The following is a 21,364-nucleotide window of genomic DNA, read 5'->3' on the forward strand; positions in this document are numbered from 1 at the left end:
GCCCCGCATCGACCTCGTCCCGACGACGTGAAGAGGGCCGTTCGAGAGCGCGTTGCACCCGGGTCGTTCGACGTTCGGAGTGTTTTGGTTTCGCGCAATCTCAAGGTTCTCGCCGTTGCCGGCGCCGCCGTCGTCCTCACCGGTGGTGCGGTCGGAGCGGCCCAGCTCGACAAGGCCGTGACCCTCTCGGTCGACGGCAAGACCTCTTCAGCCCACGTGTTCGGCAGCACCGTCGGTGACCTCCTCTCCTCGGAGGGCATCACCACCAAGCCCGGCGACGTCGTCGTCCCCGCTGCGGACACCCCCCTGACCGACGGCGAGTCGGTCACCGTCCGCTATAGCCGCCTGCTGACCCTCACCATCGACGGCAAGCAGCGCCAGATCCGCACCACCGAGACCACGGTCGACGGTGCGCTGCTCGCCCTCGGCGTCCGCAGCGAGGGTGCCCGCATCTCGGTGTCGCGCTCGCAGGCCATCGGCCGCCAGGGGCTGTCCCTGACGATCGTCACTCCGAAGGCCGTCACGGTCACCGCCGACGGCCGCACGACGACGAAGACCGTCGCCGCCGCCACGGTCGGCGAGGCCCTCAAGCAGCTCGGCGTCAACGTCGGCAAGGCCGACCGCGTCACGCCGTCGGCCACGTCGCTGCTGACCCCCGGGGCCAAGGTCCGGGTCCAGCGCGTGCAGCAGAAGTCGGCCACCGTCACCGAGGCCATCGCCCACGGCACGACGAAGAAGAAGTCCTCGGACCTCTACACCGACCAGACCAAGGTCGCGCGCGCCGGCAGCGACGGCACCCGTGTCGTCACCGTGCAGCGCACCGTCATCGACGGCAAGGTCGTCGCGACCAAGCGCCTGTCCTCGAAGGTCACCAAGGCCCCCGTCGACCGCGTCCTGCTCGTCGGCACCAAGGCCCGTCCGGCCGTGTCGAGCGGCTCGACCGGCGGCTCCACCGGTGGCGGCGCCGGGATCAACCTGGCCCGCGCCGCGATGTGGGACTCGATCGCCCAGTGCGAGTCGAGCGGCAACTGGCACATCAACACGGGCAACGGCTACTACGGCGGTCTGCAGTTCCTGACCTCCACGTGGCTGGCCTACGGCGGCGGCGACTTCGCCTCGCGCGCCGACCTCGCCTCGCGCGAGCAGCAGATCACGGTCGCCAACCGCGTCTACGCCGACAACGGCACGTCGCAGTGGAGCTGCGGCTGAGCCGCCTCCCGACCGCGTGACCGGACGCCCACCCGCCTGCCCAGGCGGGTGGGCGTCCGCGTCCCCGGGGTCGGTGGCCCTAGGGTGAGGGCCATGGCGAAGAAGGACGCGACGGGGAGCGCGCACGCCGAGCCCACCCAGCCCGCCCGGCCCAGCGAGCCCACCGGGCGCGTCGAGCCCGTTGCGGACGCGGCGCTGCTCGGCCCGGCCCAGGTGCGCGAGCTCGCCGAGCGGCTCGAGGTGCGGCCCACCAAGCAGTGGGGGCAGAACTTCGTCGTCGACCCGAACACGGTGCGCAAGATCGTGCGCGTGGCCGGCGTCGGTCCCGACGACGTCGTCGTCGAGGTCGGGCCCGGGCTCGGCTCCCTGACGCTCGCGCTGCTGCCGGTCGTGCGGCACGTGACGGCGGTCGAGGTCGACCCGCGGCTCGCCGGCGCCCTCGAGGAGACCGTGGCGCGCCTGCAGCCGCAGAACGCCGACCGCCTGCGCCTCGTCGCGGCCGACGCGCTGACGGTGACGACGCTGCCCAAGCCGCAGCCGACGGCCCTCGTCGCCAACCTGCCGTACAACATCTCCGTCCCGGTCGTGCTCTCCTTCCTCCAGCACTTCCCGACGCTCGAGCGGGTCCTCGTCATGGTCCAGCTCGAGGTGGCCGAGCGCCTCGCCGCCAGGCCCGGCGGCAAGATCTACGGCGTGCCCAGCCTCAAGGCCGCCTGGTACGCCGACGTCGAGCTCGCCGGACGCGTCGGGCGCAACGTCTTCTGGCCCGCCCCCAACGTCGACTCCGGGCTCGTGTCGCTGCGCCGCCGCACCCCGCCCGAGACCACGGCGACGCGCGAGGAGGTCTTCCGGTGCATCGACGCCGCGTTCCTCCAGCGCCGCAAGGCCCTCCGTGGCGCGCTCGCGTCGTGGGCCGGCTCGCCGGCCCTCGCCGAGGAGGCGCTGCGCGCCGCCGGCATCGACCCGAGGACGCGCGGCGAGCAGCTCGACATCGCGGCCTTCGCCCGGATCGCGGCCGCCAGGCCGAAGGTTGCGCAGCCGGCGACGACCGGGCCCGCGTGACCCCTAGGGTGGGCGCATGACTGTCGCTCCGACCCTGCCGGGTGCGGTGACCGTGCGGGTCCCGGCCAAGGTCAACCTCGAGCTGCGCGTCGGGCCCCGCCGGCCCGACGGCTACCACTCGCTCGCGACCGTCTACCAGGCCGTGTCACTCCACGACGAGGTCTCGGTGGCCCGGTGGGACGACTGGCAGGTCGTGCCCACGGGCACGTACAAGAGCCTCATCCCGACCGACGGCGACAACCTCGCGGTGCGGGCGGCCCGGCTCGTGGCCGAGCGCTGGTCGGTCGACGAGGCGCTGTCGATCCGCATCGACAAGGACATCCCGGTCGCCGGCGGCATGGCGGGCGGCTCGGCCGACGCCGCGGCCACCCTCGTCGCGTGCGACCAGCTGTGGGGCCTGGGCCTGGACCGCGACGACCTCGCCGAGCTCGCGGGCATGCTCGGCAGCGACGTCCCGTTCCCCCTGGCCGGCGGCAACGCCATGGGCTCCGGCCGCGGCGAGCAGCTGGCCCCGGTCCTGGCCCGCGGCACCTTCCACTGGGTCTTCGCGATCAGCGACACCGGCCTGTCGACGCCCGAGGTGTACGCCGAGTGCGACCGCCTCCGCGAGCGCGACGGCGTCGAGGTGCCCGAGCCGCACGTCAGCCCCGAGCTCATGGCCGCGCTGCGGTCGGGCGACCCGGCCGCCCTCGGCGCGGCGCTGCACAACGACCTGGAGCCGGCGGCCTTCTCGCTGCGACCCCGGCTGCGCGAGCTGCGCGACGCCGGCGTCGAGTTCGGCGCCCTCGGCGGCATCGTCTCGGGGTCGGGCCCCACGGTCGCCTTCCTCACCGAGAGCCACGAGGCCGCCCTCGACCTCTCGGTCTCGCTCGCCGCGTCCGACCTGTGCCGCGACCTGCGCCGGGCCAAGGGCCCGGTCCACGGCGCCCACGTCGTGGCCACCCCCCGCGACTGACGGGATTCGGCCGGGGTGCTCCGGGCGGCATAGGGTCTGCTCCGATGGCCAACCTCGTCTCGCTCGAACGCGTCTCCCTCGTCTTCGGCACCGCCCACGTCCTCGACGACGTCAGCATCGGCGTCCTCACCGGCGACCGCATCGGCATCGTCGGCGTCAACGGCGGCGGCAAGTCGACCCTGCTGCGCGTCATGGCGGGGCTGCAGGAGCCCGACTCGGGCCGCATCAGCAAGCAGGGCGGCGACGACGGCATCCGCATCGGGATGCTGAGCCAGGACGACGCGCTCGACCCGGAGTGGACCGTCCGCGAGGCCGTCCTCGGTGACCGCCCCGAGCACATCTGGGCCGGCGACCCCCGCATCCGCGACGTCCTCACCGGCCTGCTCGGCGGTATCGGCGCCGAGGCGATGGGCGGGCTCGACAGCCGCGTCGGACCCAAGTCCGGTGGCGAGCGCCGCCGCCTCGCCCTCGCGCGCCTCCTCGTCGAGGACCCCGAGCTGCTCCTGCTCGACGAGCCGACCAACCACCTCGACGTCGAGGGCGTGGCCTGGCTCGCCGACCACCTGACCCACCGCCGCCCCCGCCCGGGCAACGCCACGGTCGCCATCACCCACGACCGCTGGTTCCTCGACGCGTACGCGACGATGACGTGGGAGGTCGAGTCCGGGGGCGTCAGCTCCTTCGAGGGCGGCTACGCGGCCTACGTCCTGGCCAAGGCCGAGCGCGACCGGCTGGCCGGCGTGGTCGCCGAGCGCCGCTCCAACCTCATGCGCAAGGAGCTGGCGTGGCTGCGCCGCGGCGCCCCGGCCCGCACGAGCAAGCCGAAGTTCCGCATCGAGGCGGCCAACGCCCTCATCGCCGACGAGCCGGACCCCCGCAACAGCGTCGAGCTCGTCTCGTTCGCGACGCGTCGCCTCGGCAAGGACGTGCTCGACCTCGAGGACGCGACGCTGACAGTCGGTGAGCCGCCGCACGAGCGCACCCTGCTCGACCACGTCACGTGGCGCCTCGCGCCCGGCGAGCGCGTCGGCATCGTCGGCGTCAACGGCGCCGGCAAGTCGACGCTGCTGCGCGCCCTCACCGGCGAGGTGCCGCTCAGCGCCGGGCGGCGCAAGGTCGGCAAGACCGTCGCGATCGCCCACCTGACCCAAGAGGTCCGCGAGCTCGAGCGGTTCGAGCAGTGGCGGGTCATCGAGGCGGTCGAGGACGTGCGCCAGTACACGACGCTCGGCGGCAAGGAGGTCAGTGCGAGCCAGCTCGCGACGCGCCTCGGCTTCCCGGGCGGTCGCCAGCAGACCCGCGTCGGCGACCTCTCCGGCGGTGAGCGGCGTCGGCTCCAGCTGACGCGCCTGCTGCTGACCGAGCCGAACGTCCTCGTCCTCGACGAGCCGACCAACGACCTCGACATCGAGACCCTCACCTCCCTCGAGGACGTCCTCGACGGCTGGGCCGGCACGCTCGTCGTCGTCTCGCACGACCGGTACCTGCTCGAGCGCGTCTGCGACCACCAGCTCGCCCTGCTCGGCGACGGCCGGGTCCGCGACCTGCCCGGGGGCGTCGACCAGTACCTCGAGCTGCGCGCCGCCGCCGCGGCCCGCGCCGCCACTGCACCCGCGCCGTCGGCGTCGGGCGGGGGAGCGGGCGCCCCGGCCGCGTCGGACGGCAGCGCCACTGCGACGGCGAGCCCGGCCGAGGTGCGCGAGGCGCGCAAGACGATGGCGCGCGTCGAGAAGCAGCTCTCGCGCCTGGCGGACCGCGAGGAGCGGATCCACGGTGAGATGGCGCAGAAGGCGACCGACCCGGGCGCCCTGGCCGACCTCAACGCCCGGCTCACCGAGCTCGTCGCCGAGCGCGAGGAGCTCGAGCTGGAGTGGCTCGAGGCGGCCGACGTCGTCGGCTAGGTGGCGGGAACCCTTGAAAGTATCTTGATATCAAGATACTTTCGGGGCCATGGAGATGTCCCTGCACCACGTCCAGGTGTCCGGTCCCGCCGGGTGCGAGGACGCCATGCGCGCCTTCTACGCCGGCGTCCTCGGCCTGACCGAGGTCCCCAAGCCCGAACGGCTGCGCGCCCGCGGCGGCGTGTGGTTCCGCGCCGGCAGCGAGCCCGGCGGCGCCGAGGTGCACGTCGGCGTCGAGGAGCCGTTCGCGCCGGCCCGCAAGGCCCACCCCGGCATCGCGGTCGCCGACGTCGACGCGCTCGCCGCGACCGTCGAGGCGGCCGGGGCGCCCGTCACGTGGGACGACAACATCCCCGGCCTGCGTCGCTTCCACACGAGCGACCCGGTCGGCAACCGGATCGAGTTCCAGCAGCGCGCCGACGCGTGAGCCGGCGGCCGGGATCAGCCCGCTGCGTCGCCCGGGCGCGCCTCGAGCGGTGCGAGCATCCGGCGCAGCAGCGTCGCGAGCTCGCGACGCTCGGTGGCCCCGAGCTCGGACAGCAGCGACTTCTCCTGCTCGATGAGGTCGGCCATGGCCGAGTCGACGACGTCGCGGCCCGCCGGCGTCAGCCGCACGAGCACCCCGCGGCGGTCGCCCGGGTCGGGTCGCCGCTCGACGAACCCGCTGCGCTCGAGCCGGTCGACGCGGTTGGTCATGGTGCCCGAGGTCACGAGCGTCTGCTGCACGAGGGCGCCGGGCGACAGCTCGTACGGCTCGCCCGCGCGGCGCAGCGCCGACAGCACGTCGAAGGCCCAGCCCTCGAGCAGGTGCTCGGAGAAGGCGCGGCCCCGGGCGAGGTCGAGCCGCCGCGCCAGGCGCGACACCCGCGAGAGCACCTCGAGGGGCGAGACGTCGAGGTCGGGTCGCTCACGGCGCCAGGCCGCGACGATGTCGTCGACGTCGTCGCCCTCGGGACGACCCGCACGGCGGTCCGGGCTCATGGGGCCAGCCTAGTCACCATCAAGACTCTTGACATCGAAAGAAAGTGAGGTCGACGTGTCCGCCACGACACCCCCCACCGGGGAGCGCACCACCGACGCCGCCTGGGACCCGGGCCAGTACGCCCTCTTCGCCGACCACCGCGGTCGGCCCTTCGCCGACCTGCTCGCCCGCGTCGAGGCCCGCGACCCGCGGCTCGTCGTCGACCTCGGCTGCGGCCCGGGCGAGCTGACGCTCGGCCTGGCCGAGCGCTGGCCCGGTGCCCGCGTCGTCGGCGTCGACTCCTCGCCGGAGATGCTCGAGAAGGCCCGCGCCCTCGACACCGCCGGGCGCGTCGAGTGGGTCGAGGCCACCGCCGAGGACTGGGACCCCACCGGCCTCGGCGCGACCGTCGACGTCCTCGTCACGAACGCGACGCTCCAGTGGGTGCCGACCCACCTGCGGCTCATCCCCGGCTGGCTCGACGCCCTGACGCCCGGCGGGACCTTCGCCATGCAGGTGCCGGCCAACTTCGACGCGCCCTCGCACCGGCTCATGCGGGAGGTGGCGCAGCGCCACCCGCGGGCCGAGGACCTGCGCCCCGGCCTCGACCGGGCCGCGGCGGTCGCGCTGCCCGGCACCTATGCCGCGCTCCTGCTCGACCGCACGCCCGAGGTCGACGTGTGGCAGACGACGTACGAGCAGGTGCTCGCCGCCCCCGAGGGTGCCCCGCACCCGGTGCTCGAGTGGGTCCGCGGCACCGGCCTGCGTCCGGTCCTCGGCATCCTCGAGGACGCCGCCGAGCGCGAGGCTTTCGAGCAGGAGTACGAGCGCGAGCTCGAGACCGCCTACCCGCGACGGTCCTTCGGCGTGCTCTTCCCGTTCACGCGCACCTTCGCGGTCGCCCGGACCCGCCGCGCCTGACGCACCTGACGCGTCGCGTGCGGTGGGTCAGGGCGGGTCGTCGCCGCGGGCGCGCTCCTGCGCGACGACCTCGGCGAGGTCGGCGAGCCGGTGGCGCTGCTGCAGCGGCCGGGCCATCCGGTGGTTGCCCTCGAGGCGCGCGGCGTTGCGGTCGACGTAGGCCCAGTAGCCCGCGGTGAACGGGCACGCGTCCTCGCCCGTGCGCTTCTTCGGGTCGTAGCGGCAGCCGCCGCAGTAGTCGCTCATCCGGTCGATGTAGGCGCCGCCCGACACGTACGGCTTGGTCGCCATGGCCCCGCCGTCGGCGTGCTGGCTCATCCCGACGACGTTGGCCGGCATGACCCAGTCGTAGCCGTCGACGAAGCGCGTCTGGAACCACTCGGTCAGCGCGTCGGGGTCATAGCCCCGCTGCGCCGCCCACCCGCCGAGCACCATGAGGCGCGGGATGTGGTGCACCCAGCCGCGGTCGCGCACCCCGCCGAGCGCGTCGGACAGGCACGCGGCGTCGACCGCGTCAGCGTCGAGCTCGTCGAACCAGCGGGGGAGCGGGCCGCGCGCGACGCCGAGGGCGTTGCGGCGCCGGTAGGTGCGCCCGAGGTGCCAGTAGACGTGCCAGACGTACTCGCGCCAGCCGACGACCTGGCGCACGAAACCCTCGACCGACTCCAGCGGCGCGTCGCCGTCGTGGAAGGCGCGGACCGCGCGCTCGGCCACCTCGACCGGGTCGAGCAGGCCGAGGTTGAGCGGCACCGACAGGAGGCTGTGCGCCATGGCCCAGTCGCCGCGCAGCATCGCGTCCTCGTGCGGGCCGAAGGCGCCGAGCCGACGCGTCACGAACCGGTCGAGCGCGGCCAGCGCCTCGCGCCGGGTCACGGCGAACAGGCGCGGCCCGTCCTGCCCGACCGGGTCGAGCACGCCGTCGCGGGTCCAGCGGTCGAGGTCCTCGCGGACCTGCGCGTCGATCTCGTCCTCGCGCGGGCGGTAGGGCGGCGGCACGTCGAGCCGCTCGGCCCCCTTCGGCGGCGGCTCGCGGTTGGCCTCGTCGAACGACCATTTCCCGCCGACCGGGTGCTCGCCCTCGACGAGCAGGTCGAGCCGCAGCCGCTGGAACCGGTAGAACTCCTCCATCCGCACGCGTCGTCGCCCGCCCGCCCACGCGGCGAACTCCTCGCGACCGAATGAGTAGCCCGGCGTCGGGTCGATGCCCTCCACCTGCCCCGACGCGTGCAGCCGGCGCACGAACGCGTCGGCGCCCCACGAGGTCGGCTCGTACACCCGCACGGGCTGCCCGACCTGCTCGAGGGCCTCGGCGTAGGTGTCGGTGCGCAGCACGGTGACCGAGCCCGCCGACCCCTCCAGCTCGGCAGCCCGGTGCCGCAGCGCCGACAGCACGAGGTGCAGCTTCTGCCGGTGGAACCGTCGTCGAGCCAGGGCGCGCCGGCTCTCGACGAGCAGGACACCGTCGCGTCCGACGTCGAAGTGCGGGCCGAGCTGGTCGGCGAAGAGCCAGCGCATCGTCACCCGGCAGCCATACCCGCCGCCCGCCCCGACGCGTCGAGGTGCCGGGGCGTCGAGGCGCCGAGGTGCAGAGCTGCCGAGGCGTCGACGTGTGAGGTGCCTCATGGGTCGGTAAGGCGTCGACCAAGAGCAGCCCACGACGGGACCGCTACCCATCGGTTCGGGTCAATTTCGGGCATTTGCCCGCATTTGCGAAAAAAGTGTCATGAAATAGGGACTGGCACGTCTCATGGATGACGGCATCGCTGGAGCGTCCCGCTTGGTCAGGGGAGGGAGCGGCTCCTGAGGTGCGCCACCCGTGGTGCCGCCAGGTTTCGTCCTTCCGCGATGGTTTCGTGGAGGGGATCATCCGGAAGGGCGAAACCTGCCATATGTCCCGCGCTGCGCGTCGAGTCGACGCGCGCGGCGTGGCGCGGCACACTGTCCACCACTGGCAAGTGGCTGGAAGGGCTCGAGGTGGCAGCTGACCTGACCATGTGGTCGAGCGAGGCGTGGTCCTCTGCTGCCGACGTGCAGCTGCTCGCCCGCAGCCGGGAGGGGTCCGCCGAGGCGTTCGGCGAGCTGTGGCGGCGCCACCTGCCCGCGGCGTACGCCGTCGCCCGACGCGTCCGCACGCGCACGAGCCCCGAGGACGTCGTGGCCGAGGCCGCCGCCCGTGTCTTCGCCCTCATCAAGGAGGGCCGCGGCCCGGAGGAGCACTTCCGCGCCTACTTCCTCTCCGCGGTGCGCACCGTCGCCCTCGACGCCAGCGGCCGCGACCTGCGCGTCGTGCCCACCGAGGACGACGACCTCGACGCCCTCGCCGACCCCGTCGACGAGCCCGGGCCCGACCTCGGCGACGACGAGACCGTCGCCCTGGTCCGCGAGGCGTTCCGCTCGCTGCCCGAGAAGGACCAGCGCGTCCTGTGGCACACGACCGTCGAGGGCGCCGCGCCGCGCGTCGTGGCCCCGACGCTCGGGATGAGCGCCAACGCCGTCAGCGTCCGGGCCATGCGGGCCCGCGAGAACCTCCGCGCCCTCTACCTCGACGCGCGGGCCGAGCGGGGCCTCGCCGCGGCCGACACCGACGAGTGCCGCTGGACCATCACCCACCTCGGTGCCCTCGTGCGCGGCCGCCTGCCCAAGCGGCAGACCGAGCGGGCCCAGGCGCACGTGGCCACCTGCTCCCACGCGGCCCGGCTGGCCGACGACCTCCGCGTCATCCACGAGGGCTTCCCGGCCCTCGTCGTGCCGCTCGTGCTCGCGGCCGGGGTGTCGACGCCCGGTTTCGTCACGGCCGGTGGCCTCGGGCTGCTCGGTGGTGCAGCGGGCGCGGCAGGGGCTGCGGGCGCGGCAGGCGCGGCCGGCGGGGTCGCCTCCGCGTCGTCCTCGGGCGGCGTCGCCGCGGGAGCGGGTGCCGGGGCCTCGGGGGCCGGACGCCTGGGCTCGGCCGCCGACGCCATGGGCCAGGTCGCGAGCCGCGTCGCCAGCGTCGTCGCCGGTGTCGCCGTGACCGCCGGGGCCACCGGCCTGCTCGGCGCCCCGGCCTCCACCACGCTGCCCGCCGACGCCGCACCCAGGCCGCCCGCGACCGCGTCGGCGACCCCCGGCGCGAGCAGCTCCGCGGGCGGGTCGGTCCTCCCGGGTGGCTCGGCCGCCTCGCCTCGCACGGGTGCCTCGCCGGTCACCCCCACCCCGACCTTCCCCGGCGCGACCAACGCCGCGGCCGCCGTCCCGTCGGCCGTCTCGACCGCGGCGCCCGTGACCGGCACGCCCGCGCCCCCGACGCCCGGAGGCGCGAGCGGTTCTGGCACGGGCGGGTCCTCCGCCGGTCCCGGCGCCACCGGCGGAGCCGGCGCCACCGGCGGCGGCAGCCCGGCGACACGGCCACCGTCCACGTCGCGACCCCCGGCGCCCCCGCCGACGACGCGCCCGGCTCCACCGCCACCCCCGCCGACGACGCGCCCGACGCCGCCGCCGACCTCGACGCCGCCCGGCCCGCCCCCCACCTCGGAGCCGCCGCCGGAGCCCTCGAGCCCGCCGACCATCTCCGTCAAGGTCATCGCCTCCGGCGACCCGAGCCGCTTCAGCCTGTCGATCCGCTCGACGGCCGCGGGTCGGCTGCGCATCACGGTCTCGAACAGCTCCGGCGCCGGCACGCTCTCGGCGTCGAACAGCGCGTGGTCGTGCTCGAACACCGGCGCCGCACGCGTGGCCTGCACCGGCTCGGCCTCGGGCGGTCGGGTCCAGCTGACCCAGGGCGGCCTCGGGGTGCTGTCGCCGGTCACCGTCGTCGTCACCGACGGCGCGGGCGACACCTACCGACGCGTCTTCTTCGGCTGACCGGAGCTTGCAGCGTCAGCGTCGCGGCACGGTGACGAGTCGCGGGCTCCGGTCGAGGCCCGAGAGGCCGTTCCAGGCGAGGTTGACGAGATGGGCGGCCACCTGGTCCTTCTTGAACTTGCGCTTCTCCAGCCACCACTGCCCGGTCAGGGCGACCATCCCGACGAGCATCTGGGCATGGATCGGGGCCGACTTCGGGTCGAGGCCACGCGTCTTGAACTCGGCCGCGAGCAGGTGCTCGACCTGCGAGGCGACCTCGCCGAGCACGCTGGCGAACGAGCCGGTGGACTGCCCCGGGGGCGAGTCGCGCACGAGGATGCGGAACCCGTCCGGATCGCTCTCGACGTAGTCGAGCAGGGCGAGGGTCGCCCGCTCGAGCAGCATCCGGGCCCCGTCGCCCTCCTCGAGGGCCCGGGTGATGCCACCGAGGAGCGCCTGGATCTCGCGGTCGACGATGACGGCGTAGAGGCCCTCCTTGCCGCCGAAGTGCTCGTAGACGACGGGCTTGGACACGTTCGCCTTGGCCGCGACCTCCTCGACGGTCGTCGCCTCGAAGCCCTTCTCGGCGAAGAGCCGGCGCCCGACGGTGATGAGCTGCTCGCGGCGCTCGGGGCCGGTCATCCGGGCGCGGGTGCGCGGCCGCTGCACCCGCTCGGCGCGGCCCTCCGTGTCGTCCCTGTCGTCCCTGTCGGCGCTCACGTCGTCATGGTGCCACCCGCGGCCGACGCGCGGCGGGGCTCCCACCCACCGGGCGCGTCGGAGGGTCTGGGAGACGGAGGAATCGGGGCGTTCGGCGCGCGGCGACACGCGCATCGTGGTCGCATGTCGCAATCCGCACCCGAGCGGCCCTCTCGTGCCGCACACTTGGGTCTCTCTCCACACCCGAAAGGACCACGGTGTCTGCGAACGCCATCGGTGCGACACCCGACTCCACCCCGCTCGCCGACCTCGCCGACGTCGACCTGCTCGACCGCGTGCGGCACGGCGACGACGATGCGTTCGTCGTCCTGTGGCGGCGCCACCTGCCGGCCGCGCAGGCCGTCGCGACCCGCTTCCGGGGCCGTGTCGCCCCCGAGGACCTCGTCGCCGAGGCATCGGCCCGCATGCTGCGCCTGCTGCGCGAAGGGGCCGGGCCCCGTGACAACTTCCGGGCCTACTTCACCTCGACGGTGCGGACCGTCGGTGTCGACGCGGTGCGTCGCGACATGAGCGCCCTGCCCACCGACGCCGCCGACCTCGACCGCGTCGCCGGCGCCGAGGCGGACGCCGAGCCCGAGGAGGACCTCGGCAGCGGCCTCGTCCGCGAAGCCTTCTCGCGCCTGCCGGAGCGGGAGCGCCAGCTGCTGTGGATGACGATGGTCGACGGGGCCGCCCCTCGAGCCGTCGCCCCGCGCCTCGGGGTGTCGGCCAACCTCGTCAGCGTCCGGGTCATGCGCGCCAAGGAGGCGCTGCGCGGGCACTACCTCGACGTGTGGGTCCAGCAGCGCGGTGGCGACTGCTCGAGCCCCGAGTGCCGCTGGACGCTCGACCACCTCTCGGCCCACGTCCGCGGGCGGTCGACGCCGCGCCGGCACGCGAAGGTCGAGGCCCACCTCGCCTCGTGCCCGCACGACGCCGCGCTCGCCGACAACCTGCGTCGGATCAGCACCGGGTTCGCCGGCCTGGTCCTGCCCTTCCTCGTCGCCGGGGCGAGCCAGGCCTTCGGGTCGGGTCTCGGCCAGGGCGCCGGCGGCCTGCTCGTGTCCGGCGGGGCCGGTCTCGGCGGCGTGTCCGGGCTCGGTTCGGGAGCGGCCGGAGGCGGTGCCTCCGCCGGTGCCGCGAGCGCTGCGGGTGCCGCGAGTGCCGCTGGTGCTGCCGGGGCCACGGGTACGGCGACCGGAGCCGCGACGGGTGCCGTGTCGGGTGCCGTGTCGGGCGCGGTCTCGGGTGGTGTCGGCGCGGCCGCCACGGCCTCGACCGCGGTGGCCGCCACCGCGTCGTCGGCGGGCGCCGCAGCGTCCGGTGTCGTGGCCTCGGGCGTCGCGACGGGAGCCGCGGCGTCGGGTGCCGCGACGGGCGCCGTCGCCTCGGGCGTCGTCACCGGTGTGGCCGCCTCGAGCGCCACCGCCGCGGGTGCCGCGGCCGCCGCCACCGCCGTCGGTGTCACGGCCGCCGGCGCCGCCGCGCTCGTACCGGTGGCCGTCGTCGCGAGCGGCGCGACGATCGGCGGCCTCACGGTCTCCCCGCCCGTCGCCACGGCCGTCGCGGGCCTCGTCCTCGGTCTCGGCGTCGCCGCCCCCGCCGTGGTGCTGACCCACGGCACGAACGAGCACGTCGTCGTCCAGCACCAGTCGTCGTCGCCGGCGGCCCGCGTGCACCAGCCCGTCGGCGTCGGGCCCTCGACCCTGCCCGACCTCGGGTCGATCGTCGGGGGAGCCGTCGGCGGCGCCGTCGTCGCGCCCATGGTCTCGGCCACCGTCCCGGTGGTCACCGTCGCGCCCACCGCTGCGGCCACCCCGACCCCGACGAGCACGGCGGTGCCCACGCCCGCCGACACCGCGACCGCCACGGCCGCTGCCTCGCCCGAGCAGCCGACCGCGTCGCCGACGTCCCCCGCACCCGACCCCGTCTCGACGCCCACCGCGTCCGCCCCGGCCGAGCAGCCGTCGGCGCCCCCGCCGGCCGGTGCCGTCGGGGCGGTCGACACGACGCCGGCTCCTGACTCCGGGTCGGGCGCGCCCGCCGGTGCCCCGGCGCTCGACAGCCCCGCCGGCTCGGGTGCCTCGGCCCCGGCGTCCGGCAGCTGACCTGCCACACCCGTCGTCGGCTTCCGCACACCGTGTCCGGTGCCCGGACCGGCTGCCGTGCTGCACTACCCTGTGCACGTCCTCGTGGACGTTCCCCGGTTGGTCTGCCGGCAGGGCCCGCCTGACTTTGAATCAGGACTAGCGACGTAGGTTCGACTCCTACCCGGGGAGCAGCGGCACGACGAGCGGAGCGAGTGTGGCCGCGCTCGCCGGGCGGAGTCGGGAGGAGCGAGGCACGAGCGACGGTGCCCTACCCGGGGAGCACGCTCGACGCGCTGCGAAGCGAGCGTCGAGCCGGTCCCCGGAAGGAGTCGGGAGGAGCGAGGCACGAGCGACGGTGCCCTACCCGGGGAGCACGCTCGACGCGTCGGGCGGCCGGTCGCTGTGAGCGGCGTCACGCCCCGCCCACGGGCGCGCCGGAGGCGTCCCGGGCCCCGAGTAGAGTGGCGGCGGCGCACCCCCGGTGCCACCGCGTTCGCACGTGCTCCACGGCCGGTCCGGGGCTGCAAGGCACCGCACCCGACGACAAGGAGCTGCGCCCCGTGAGCGATCTGCGGCCGACCGCCGTGATCGTCCTCGCCGCCGGCGAGGGCACACGCATGAAGTCCACGACCCCCAAGGTCCTCCACACGATCGGCGGCCGCAGCCTCGTGGCCCACGCGATCCGGGCGGCCCGCGGGACCAGCCCGGATCACCTCGCCGTCGTCGTGCGGCACGAGCGCGACCGCGTCGCCGAGCACGTGGCGCAGGTCGACCCCGAGGCCGTCATCGCCGACCAGGACGAGGTCAAGGGCACCGGTCGCGCCGTCGAGTGCGCGCTCGAGGCGCTCCCGCAGGGCCTAGGCGGCACCGTCGTCGTCACCTACGGCGACGTCCCGCTGCTCACCGCCGACACGCTGTCCGGGCTCGTAGCGGCGCACACCTCGAGCGGCAGCGCGGTCACCGTCATCACCTCGACGCTGGCCGACCCCACCGGCTACGGCCGCGTCATCCGGGGCGCCGGCGGGCACGTCGAGGCGATCGTCGAGCAGAAGGACGCCACCGACGAGCAGCGCGCGATCCGCGAGGTCAACAGCGGGCTCTATGCCTTCGACGCCGTCGTGCTGCGCGAGGCGCTCGCCGAGGTCGGCACCGACAACGCCCAGGGCGAGAAGTACCTCACCGACGTCGTCGCCATCGCCCGCTCGCGGGGGCTGGCCGTCGACGCGCACCTCGTCGCCGACCTCTGGCAGACCGAGGGCGTCAACGACAAGGTCCAGCTGGCCCGCCTCGGCGCCGAGCTCAACCGCCGCATCGTCGAGCAGGCCATGCGCGAGGGCGCCATCGTCATCGACCCGGCCACGACGTGGATGGACGCCGACGTCACGGTCGGCCCCGACACCGTCGTGCACCCGAACACCCAACTGCTCGGCGCCACGACCATCGGTCGCGACTGCGTCGTCGGCCCCGACACGACGCTGACCGACACCGAGGTCGCCGACGGCGCGAGCGTCGTGCGCACCCAGGCCGAGCTCGCCCAGATCGGGCCCGACGCCACCGTCGGGCCCTTCTCCTACCTACGGCCCGGCACGGTCCTGGGCCGCAAGGGCAAGATCGGCGGCTTCGTCGAGACGAAGAACGCCCGCATCGGCGACGGCGCCAAGGTGCCGCACCTGACCTACTGCGGCGACGCGACGATCGGCGAGGGCGCGAACATCGGCGCCGGCACGATCTTCGCCAACTACGACGGCGTCACCAAGGGCCACACGAACGTCGGCCGGTGGAGCTTCGTCGGCAGCAACTCGGTCGTCGTCGCGCCCCGCACGATCGGCGACGGCGCGTACGTGGCCGCCGGCTCGGCCGTCGTCAGCGACGTCGCCCCCGGCCAGCTGGCCGTGACCCGCGCGCAGCAGCGCAACATCGACGGCTGGGTGGCGCGCCGGCGCGCCGGCACGAAGACCGACGAGGCGGCCCGGACCGCCGTGGAGGCCGAGGCGGCGCTCGCCGGCGAGGCAGGAGCCGTGGTCGAGAACGACCGGCTCGGGATCGACGAGAAGGGCGCGCAGGCATGAGCGGCATCAACAAGACCACCGAGAAGCACCTCATGGTCTTCTCGGGCCGGGCGCACCCGCAGCTGGCCCAGGAGGTCGCCAAGGAGCTCGGCACCGACCTCGTGCCCACGAGCGCGTACGACTTCGCCAACGGCGAGATCTACGTGCGCTACGAGGAGTCGGTGCGCGGCTCGGACGCCTTCGTCATCCAGAGCCACACCTCGCCGATCAACGAGTGGATCATGGAGCAGCTCATCATGATCGACGCGCTCAAGCGCGCCTCGGCCAAGCGGATCACCGTCGTGCTGCCCTTCTACGGCTACGCCCGCCAGGACAAGAAGCACCGCGGCCGCGAGCCGATCTCGGCCCGGCTCATGGCCGACCTGTTCAAGACGGCCGGCGCCGACCGGCTCATGGCCATCGACCTGCACACCGCGCAGATCCAGGGCTTCTTCGACGGCCCGGTCGACCACCTCATGGCGATGCCGATCCTGGCCGACTACGTGGCCGAGAAGTACGGCCACCTCGACCTCGCCGTCGTCTCGCCCGACGCCGGCCGCATCAAGGTCGCCGAGGACTGGTCGACGCGCCTCGGTGGGGCGCCGCTGGCCTTCATCCACAAGACCCGCGACATCAACCGGCCCAACGAGGTCGTGGCCAACCGCGTCGTCGGTGAGATCAAGGGCCGCGTCTGCATCCTCGTCGACGACATGATCGACACCGCCGGCACCATCACCAAGGCCGCCGACGCCCTCATCGAGCAGGGCGCCGAGAAGGTCGTCATCGCCGCGACGCACGCGATCCTGTCGGGCCCGGCCGTCGACCGGCTCAAGGCCTGCAAGGTCGACGAGGTCGTCGTGACGAACACCCTGCCGATCCCCGAGGACCGGCGCTTCGACAAGCTCTCGGTGCTGTCCATCGCGCCGCTCGTGTCGATGGCCATCAGGGAGGTCTTCGAGGACGGCTCGGTCACGAGCCTCTTCGACGGCAAGGCCTGACCCCGCGACTGCGCCGGCCCACGAGGGTGAGCGGGACGCGTCAGGCGCGGGCCCGGCGCGCCCGATAGGCGGCGGTGTGCGCGCGCGCCGCGCACCCGCCGTCGCAGTAGATCCGCGACCGGTTGCGGGACAGGTCGACGACGACGTCGTCGCAGTCCTGCGCCGCGCAGACCCGCAGCCGGTCGAGCTCGCCCGCCCGCACGACGTCGACGACGGCGAGGGCGGCCTCGACGGCCATCCGCTGCGCCAGGGGAGCGTCGGCCGGGGTCGCGTGCACGTGCCAGCCCGAGTCGTCGTGCTCGACGAGCTGGGGGAGGGCCGCACCCTCGACGAGCAGCTCGTTGACGAGCCGCACGACGCCGGCCTCGTCGCGCTCCCACAGCCCGCGCAGCCGTGGGCGCAGGGCGCGCACGGCCTCGAGCTCGGCGGCGTCGCGGTCGAACCGGCCGGTCCAGCGCTGCTCGGCGTAGAGCGTCGCGAGGTCCTCGACGGTGACGAGGACGTCCTCGTCGGAGTCGCCGGGCACGCTGCCGGGCATCGTGTTGACGAGGGCCGCCGCGGCGCCGAGGGCCGCCTCGGTGTCATGGGTGAACACGGTCTTGACTCCTGACATTGCGGATCGCTACCGTCAGGAGTCTAATCGCTGACGGTCCTGACAGGGTGTGTTGCCGCAGAGGCTACCGGCGTCCCACGAACCGCACCACCTGGAGGTCACCGTGCACACGGAGCCGACCGTCCCGACCCCCGCCCTCGCGTCGCCGTCGAGCGCACCAGCCCCCGTCGACCCGCCGGTGCTCGAGTGGGGCCCCGAGGCCGACGCTGGGAGCACCGCCGGCGGCACCGCCTCGAGCCCGGCCTCGGGCGCCGCACGCCACCCGCTCCTGGGCCTGGGCGTCGCCCTCGCCTCGGCCGCGGCGTTCGCGACGTCGGGCGCCTTCGCCAAGCCGCTGCTGCTCGCCGGCTGGGCACCGGGAGCCGTCGTCACGATGCGCATCACCCTGGCCGCGGTCGTGCTGCTCGTGCCGACGGTGATCTCGCTGCGCGGACGGTGGGGTGTGCTGCGGCGCAACGGCCGGGCCGTCGTCGGCTACGGGCTCACCGGTGTCGCCGGCTGCCAGCTGGCCTACTTCAACGCCGTGACGCACCTGTCGGTCGGCGTCGCGCTGCTGCTCGAGTACCTCGCCCCCGTCCTCATCGTGGGCTGGCTCTGGGTGCGGCACCGCCGCGCGCCACGACGCCTCACCCTGGCCGGCATCGGCCTGGCGGTCCTCGGGCTGCTCCTTGTCCTCGACGTCGCCGGGGGCGCCCGGCTCGACGTCGCGGGCGTCCTCTGGGGCCTCGGCGCGGCCGTCTGCCTCGTCCTCTACTTCCTGCTCGCCGACCACGTCGACGCCGACCTGCCGCCGATGGCGCTCGCCGGCGCCGGGCTCGTCGTCGGGGCCGTCGTGCTCTGGGCCGCCGGGCTCACCGGCGTCATGGACATGACCCGGGGCTCCGAGGCCGTGACCCTCGGCGACGCGGTCGTGCCCTGGTGGGTGCCGGTGCTCGTCATCGCGCTCGTGGCCGCGGCGTTCGCCTACGTCACCGGGATCGCGGCCGTGCGGATGCTCGGGGCCAAGGTCGCCTCCTTCGTCGCGCTGACCGAGGTGCTCTTCGCCGTCCTCTTCGCGTGGGTCGTCCTCGGCGAGCTGCCCACGGCACTGCAGCTGGCCGGCGGCGTCCTCATCGTCGGCGGCGTCGTCGCCGTGCGCGCCGACGAGGCCCGCCCCGTCCTGCCGGCAGCGGACGGGGCGCCGGAGCGCACGGACGCCTGAGCGTCCCGGCCGGTCTGCGGGCGCGGACGGAACGCCCGACATGTCTCGACGCGTCCCGACGCGTCCCGACGCGCCGTCCGGAGTTCGGAGACCTACGCTGGGCGGGTGCTGCGGCGACGCGTCCCCCTCGCCGTGACGGCCCTGGCGCTCGTCGCGGCCCTGGCCGCCTGCGCCCGCACCAGCGCTCCCGCGCAGCAGGCCGGCACGACCCGGCCGGCCGGCGTCGGCGCCCGCCCCGCCGCGACCGCCACGGCGTCCCCCGAGGCGGGCGAGGTCACGCGTCCGGCCCGGCAGCGTCCGGCGACGCTGCACGTCACCGCGGTCGGCGACTACGGCTCGACGAGCGCGAGCTCGGGGGTGCTGCGCGGCATCGCCGCCGCGCGCCCCGACCTGCACCTGGCCCTCGGCGACCTCTCGTACGGCTCGAACGGCGGGGAGGCGGCCTGGTGCCGCTTCGTCACCGACCACGTCGGCACCCGCCTGCCGTTCGAGCTGCTCTCGGGCAACCACGAGAGCAACGGTGAGAACGGGCGCATCGACGCGTTCACGGCCTGCCTGCCCAACCGCCTCGCCGGCCTCACCGGCCGGTACGGGCGCGAGTGGTACGTCGACGAGCCCGCCGGACACCCGCTCGTGCGCTTCGTCATGATCTCGCCGGCGCTCCCGTTCGCCGACGGCACGTGGGACTACGCCAAGGGGACGAGCCACTACGCGTGGACGGCCGCCGCGATCCGCGGTGCGCGGGCGGCCGGCATCCCGTGGGTCGTCGTCGGCATGCACGAGCCGTGCATCAGCGTCGGCCGGTACGGGTGCACCGTCGGCACCGACGTCGTCGACCTGCTCCTCGCCGAGCGCGTCGACGTCGTCCTGACCGGTCACGAGCACCTCTACCAGCGCAGCAAGGCGCTGCGGCTCGGCCCGGGCTGCCCGGGCATCACCCCCGGCCGGTACGTGCCGGCCTGCGTGGGCGCGAGCGGGAACGCCCTCGAGGCCGGTGTCGGCACCGTGTTCGTCACGGTCGGCACCGGCCGCATCCCGCTGCGCGAGGTGTCGGCCACCGACCCCGAGGCCGGCTACTTCGCGGCGACGTCGGGGTCCAACCGCGTCCCGACGTACGGCTTCGCCGACCTCGAGGTCACGCCCGCGACCCTCCGCCTCGGCTTCACCGGCACGTCCGGGTCGGGCTTCGCCGACCGCGTCGTGCTCACCCGCACCCCGTCACCGTGACGGCGGCGTGGCCGGGCGGCGTGGCGCGCAGCGGGGGAGTCCGGGGTGCGGTCCGCGGATTTCGCCCGCACGGCGATGTCCCCTAAGATCGGAGGGTTGCCTCGGCGAGGGACGACGCACGGCTGCTCCGGCAGTCGCGGCAGGTCCGTGATCGACGCGGAAGACCGGCCACCCGGATCACGGGTCAGGTCCGCCTCTGCGTGCGGACCCGGCTGACAGGTCGTCCCACCCGCGCGCCGTCCCGCGTCGAGGCCGACCACATCACCGCTCGTCCCACGACCCCCAGGAGTCCCCGTGTCCTCCGACATCACCAAGCTCGTCGCCGTCAAGCGTACGGAGTTCGGCAAGGGCGCTGCCCGCAAGATCCGCCGCTCCGGCAACATCCCCGCCGTCATCTACGGCCACGGCACCGAGCCGGTCCACATCTCGCTGCCGGGCCACGACACCATGCTCGCGCTCAAGCACGTCAACGCGCTGCTGACGATCGTCGTCGAGGGCGACGAGCAGCTCGCGCTCGCCAAGGACGTCCAGCGCGACCCGATCAAGCCGGTCATCGAGCACGTCGACCTCGTCGTCGTGCGTCGCGGCGAGAAGGTCACGGTCGACGTCCCGGTCCACCTCGAGGGTGAGGCCGCCGCCGAGACCGTCGTCACGCTCGACCACGCCACGCTGCAGCTGCTCGTGGCCGCCACCGACATCCCCGAGAACGTCGTCGTCTCGGTCGAGGGCCTCGAGGCCGGCACGCAGGTGCTCGCCGGCGCCGTCGAGCTGCCCTCGGGCGCCGAGCTCGTCACCGACGCCGAGGCGCTCGTCGTCAACGTCACGCAGGCCGTGTCCGCCGAGGCCCTCGAGGCCGAGCTCGCCGAGGCCGAGGCCGAGGCCGGTATCGAGCGCGAGGAGCACGAGGAGCCCGCCGAGGGCGAGGCCGCCGAGGCTGCCGAGGGCGAGTCCGAGGACAAGCCCGCCGAGGGCGACGAGGCCTGAGTCTCGTCCCCGCCGCGCCGGCCCGGCCCCGGGCCGGCGCACCCCCCACCATCGAGGAAGGTCATGGACACCTGGCTCGTCGTCGGACTGGGAAACCCCGGTCCGGAGTACGCCGGTAACCGCCACAACGTCGGCGCCATGGCCATCGAGGAGCTGGTCGCCCGCGACGCCGCGGGCGGCCGCGCCTCGTTCAAGGCCCACAAGGCCCGGGCCCGCGTCGCCGAGGTGCGGTTGCGCGTCGGTGGCCCGAAGCTCGTCCTCGCGGTGCCCTCGACGTACATGAACACCTCGGGCGGTCCCGTCGCCGGGCTGCTCAAGTACTACGACGTGCCCGTCGAGCGGCTCGTCGTGCTCCACGACGAGCTCGACATCGACGCCGGCCTGGTCCGGCTCAAGCGCGGCGGCGGCGAGGGCGGCCACAACGGCCTGCGCTCGATCAGCCAGTCGGTCGGGTCCAAGGACTACTACCGGGTCCGCCTCGGCATCGGCCGCCCGCCGGGCCGCCAGGACCCCGCCGACTTCGTCCTGCGCGACTTCGGCAAGGCCGAGCGCGAGGAGCTGCCGTTCCTGCTCGGCGACGCCGCCGACGCCGTCGAGGCGATCGTCGAGGTCGGCCTGACCGACGCGCAGCAGCGGTTCCACGCCCCGCGCTGAGGCGGCCCCGCCCGCACCGGAC

General features: G+C 74.7%; 18 protein-coding genes and 1 tRNA gene. 15 read left to right on the forward strand and 4 right to left on the reverse strand.

Translation table 11 applies throughout. The features are described from left to right. Nucleotides 1-84 precede the first annotated feature (84 nt). The 5 genes from BIV28_RS20400 to BIV28_RS04195 all read left to right on the forward strand — a co-directional run bounded on the left by BIV28_RS20400 (nucleotide 85) and on the right by BIV28_RS04195 (nucleotide 5,554). Nucleotides 85-1,209, forward strand: coding sequence for a resuscitation-promoting factor (locus BIV28_RS20400; protein WP_076259579.1), 1,125 nt, complete (start codon nucleotides 85-87; stop codon nucleotides 1,207-1,209). Nucleotides 1,210-1,302: 93 nt separating this feature from the next. Continuing rightward, on the forward strand, nucleotides 1,303-2,271 hold the full coding sequence (gene rsmA, locus BIV28_RS04180; protein ID WP_083707024.1) for a 16S rRNA (adenine(1518)-N(6)/adenine(1519)-N(6))-dimethyltransferase RsmA: 969 nt from the start codon (nucleotides 1,303-1,305) through the stop codon (nucleotides 2,269-2,271). 16 nt (nucleotides 2,272-2,287) lie between these two features. After that, a complete protein-coding gene (locus BIV28_RS04185) occupies nucleotides 2,288-3,226 on the forward strand; it encodes a 4-(cytidine 5'-diphospho)-2-C-methyl-D-erythritol kinase (RefSeq protein ID WP_076259581.1) in 939 nt (312 codons plus the stop codon). Between the two features lie 44 nt (nucleotides 3,227-3,270). Continuing rightward, nucleotides 3,271-5,127, forward strand: a complete 1,857-nt coding sequence (locus BIV28_RS04190; RefSeq protein ID WP_076259583.1) for an ABC-F family ATP-binding cassette domain-containing protein — start codon at nucleotides 3,271-3,273, stop codon at nucleotides 5,125-5,127. A 49-nt stretch (nucleotides 5,128-5,176) separates the two neighbouring features. Further along, nucleotides 5,177-5,554, forward strand: coding sequence for a VOC family protein (locus BIV28_RS04195; RefSeq protein WP_076259585.1), 378 nt, complete (start codon nucleotides 5,177-5,179; stop codon nucleotides 5,552-5,554). A gap of 14 nt (nucleotides 5,555-5,568) precedes the next feature. Here BIV28_RS04195 and BIV28_RS04200 read toward each other — a convergent pair whose 3' ends face one another. Further along, nucleotides 5,569-6,108: a MarR family winged helix-turn-helix transcriptional regulator gene (locus tag BIV28_RS04200; RefSeq protein ID WP_076259587.1), complete on the reverse strand. Its 540-nt coding sequence runs from the start codon at nucleotides 6,106-6,108 to the stop codon at nucleotides 5,569-5,571. Between the two features lie 55 nt (nucleotides 6,109-6,163). On the opposite strand from BIV28_RS04200, the gene BIV28_RS04205 reads away from it, so the two are divergent. Beyond that, nucleotides 6,164-7,009 carry a methyltransferase domain-containing protein gene (locus BIV28_RS04205; protein ID WP_076259589.1) on the forward strand — a complete coding sequence of 282 codons (846 nt, stop codon included), beginning with the start codon at nucleotides 6,164-6,166 and terminating at the stop codon, nucleotides 7,007-7,009. A 27-nt stretch (nucleotides 7,010-7,036) separates the two neighbouring features. On the opposite strand, the gene BIV28_RS04210 is transcribed toward BIV28_RS04205, so the two are convergent. Continuing rightward, nucleotides 7,037-8,524, reverse strand: coding sequence for a cryptochrome/photolyase family protein (locus BIV28_RS04210; protein ID WP_076259739.1), 1,488 nt, complete (start codon nucleotides 8,522-8,524; stop codon nucleotides 7,037-7,039). Nucleotides 8,525-8,983: 459 nt separating this feature from the next. Between BIV28_RS04210 and BIV28_RS04215 the strand changes: the two genes are divergently transcribed. Beyond that, nucleotides 8,984-10,849, forward strand: coding sequence for a sigma-70 family RNA polymerase sigma factor (locus tag BIV28_RS04215; protein WP_207555764.1), 1,866 nt, complete (start codon nucleotides 8,984-8,986; stop codon nucleotides 10,847-10,849). Between the two features lie 15 nt (nucleotides 10,850-10,864). Here the strand turns inward: BIV28_RS04215 and BIV28_RS04220 are convergent, their stop codons facing one another. Continuing rightward, nucleotides 10,865-11,470: a TetR/AcrR family transcriptional regulator gene (locus BIV28_RS04220; RefSeq protein WP_076259740.1), complete on the reverse strand. Its 606-nt coding sequence runs from the start codon at nucleotides 11,468-11,470 to the stop codon at nucleotides 10,865-10,867. Nucleotides 11,471-11,745: 275 nt separating this feature from the next. On the opposite strand from BIV28_RS04220, the gene BIV28_RS04225 reads away from it, so the two are divergent. From BIV28_RS04225 to BIV28_RS04240, 4 genes are all read left to right on the forward strand, one after another. Beyond that, nucleotides 11,746-13,635 carry a sigma-70 family RNA polymerase sigma factor gene (locus BIV28_RS04225; protein ID WP_076259593.1) on the forward strand — a complete coding sequence of 630 codons (1,890 nt, stop codon included), beginning with the start codon at nucleotides 11,746-11,748 and terminating at the stop codon, nucleotides 13,633-13,635. Between the two features lie 92 nt (nucleotides 13,636-13,727). Next, nucleotides 13,728-13,806: transfer RNA gene (locus BIV28_RS04230), tRNA-Gln, on the forward strand. A 371-nt stretch (nucleotides 13,807-14,177) separates the two neighbouring features. After that, nucleotides 14,178-15,686, forward strand: a complete 1,509-nt coding sequence (glmU, locus tag BIV28_RS04235) for a bifunctional UDP-N-acetylglucosamine diphosphorylase/glucosamine-1-phosphate N-acetyltransferase GlmU (protein WP_076259595.1) — start codon at nucleotides 14,178-14,180, stop codon at nucleotides 15,684-15,686. Beyond that, the gene (locus tag BIV28_RS04240) at nucleotides 15,683-16,663 is read left to right on the forward strand and encodes a ribose-phosphate diphosphokinase (RefSeq protein ID WP_076259597.1); all 981 of its coding nucleotides are present in this window, start codon (nucleotides 15,683-15,685) and stop codon (nucleotides 16,661-16,663) included. Before glmU ends, BIV28_RS04240 begins: the two co-directional genes overlap by 4 nt. 40 nt (nucleotides 16,664-16,703) lie before the next feature. Here the strand turns inward: BIV28_RS04240 and BIV28_RS04245 are convergent, their stop codons facing one another. Beyond that, a complete protein-coding gene (locus tag BIV28_RS04245) occupies nucleotides 16,704-17,276 on the reverse strand; it encodes a CGNR zinc finger domain-containing protein (protein WP_076259599.1) in 573 nt (190 codons plus the stop codon). Nucleotides 17,277-17,379: 103 nt separating this feature from the next. Between BIV28_RS04245 and BIV28_RS04250 the strand changes: the two genes are divergently transcribed. From BIV28_RS04250 to pth, 4 genes are all read left to right on the forward strand, one after another. Continuing rightward, nucleotides 17,380-18,477: an EamA family transporter gene (locus BIV28_RS04250; RefSeq protein WP_242652759.1), complete on the forward strand. Its 1,098-nt coding sequence runs from the start codon at nucleotides 17,380-17,382 to the stop codon at nucleotides 18,475-18,477. 105 nt (nucleotides 18,478-18,582) lie between these two features. Then, nucleotides 18,583-19,704 carry a metallophosphoesterase gene (locus BIV28_RS04255; protein ID WP_076259601.1) on the forward strand — a complete coding sequence of 374 codons (1,122 nt, stop codon included), beginning with the start codon at nucleotides 18,583-18,585 and terminating at the stop codon, nucleotides 19,702-19,704. A 294-nt stretch (nucleotides 19,705-19,998) separates the two neighbouring features. Continuing rightward, nucleotides 19,999-20,688, forward strand: coding sequence for a 50S ribosomal protein L25/general stress protein Ctc (locus tag BIV28_RS04260; protein WP_076259603.1), 690 nt, complete (start codon nucleotides 19,999-20,001; stop codon nucleotides 20,686-20,688). Nucleotides 20,689-20,751: 63 nt separating this feature from the next. After that, nucleotides 20,752-21,342 (forward strand): aminoacyl-tRNA hydrolase, encoded by a 591-nt coding sequence (gene pth / locus BIV28_RS04265; RefSeq protein ID WP_076259605.1) that lies wholly within the window; start codon nucleotides 20,752-20,754, stop codon nucleotides 21,340-21,342. The last annotated feature ends 22 nt before the right edge of the window (nucleotides 21,343-21,364 follow it).

Source organism: Intrasporangium flavum, from assembly GCF_001956915.1.
GTDB lineage: Bacteria > Actinomycetota > Actinomycetes > Actinomycetales > Dermatophilaceae > Monashia > Monashia flava.

Coding starts and splice junctions, on each gene's coding strand:
- rsmA (WP_083707024.1), top strand. CDS start 1,303: ATGGCGAAGAAGGACGCGACGGGGAGCGCGCACGCCGAGCCCACCCAG.
- BIV28_RS04185 (WP_076259581.1), top strand. CDS start 2,288: ATGACTGTCGCTCCGACCCTGCCGGGTGCGGTGACCGTGCGGGTCCCG.
- BIV28_RS04190 (WP_076259583.1), top strand. CDS start 3,271: ATGGCCAACCTCGTCTCGCTCGAACGCGTCTCCCTCGTCTTCGGCACC.
- BIV28_RS04195 (WP_076259585.1), top strand. CDS start 5,177: ATGGAGATGTCCCTGCACCACGTCCAGGTGTCCGGTCCCGCCGGGTGC.
- BIV28_RS04200 (WP_076259587.1), bottom strand. CDS start 6,108: ATGAGCCCGGACCGCCGTGCGGGTCGTCCCGAGGGCGACGACGTCGAC.
- BIV28_RS04210 (WP_076259739.1), bottom strand. CDS start 8,524: ATGCGCTGGCTCTTCGCCGACCAGCTCGGCCCGCACTTCGACGTCGGA.
- BIV28_RS04220 (WP_076259740.1), bottom strand. CDS start 11,470: ATGACCGGCCCCGAGCGCCGCGAGCAGCTCATCACCGTCGGGCGCCGG.
- BIV28_RS04240 (WP_076259597.1), top strand. CDS start 15,683: ATGAGCGGCATCAACAAGACCACCGAGAAGCACCTCATGGTCTTCTCG.
- BIV28_RS04245 (WP_076259599.1), bottom strand. CDS start 17,276: ATGTCAGGAGTCAAGACCGTGTTCACCCATGACACCGAGGCGGCCCTC.
- pth (WP_076259605.1), top strand. CDS start 20,752: ATGGACACCTGGCTCGTCGTCGGACTGGGAAACCCCGGTCCGGAGTAC.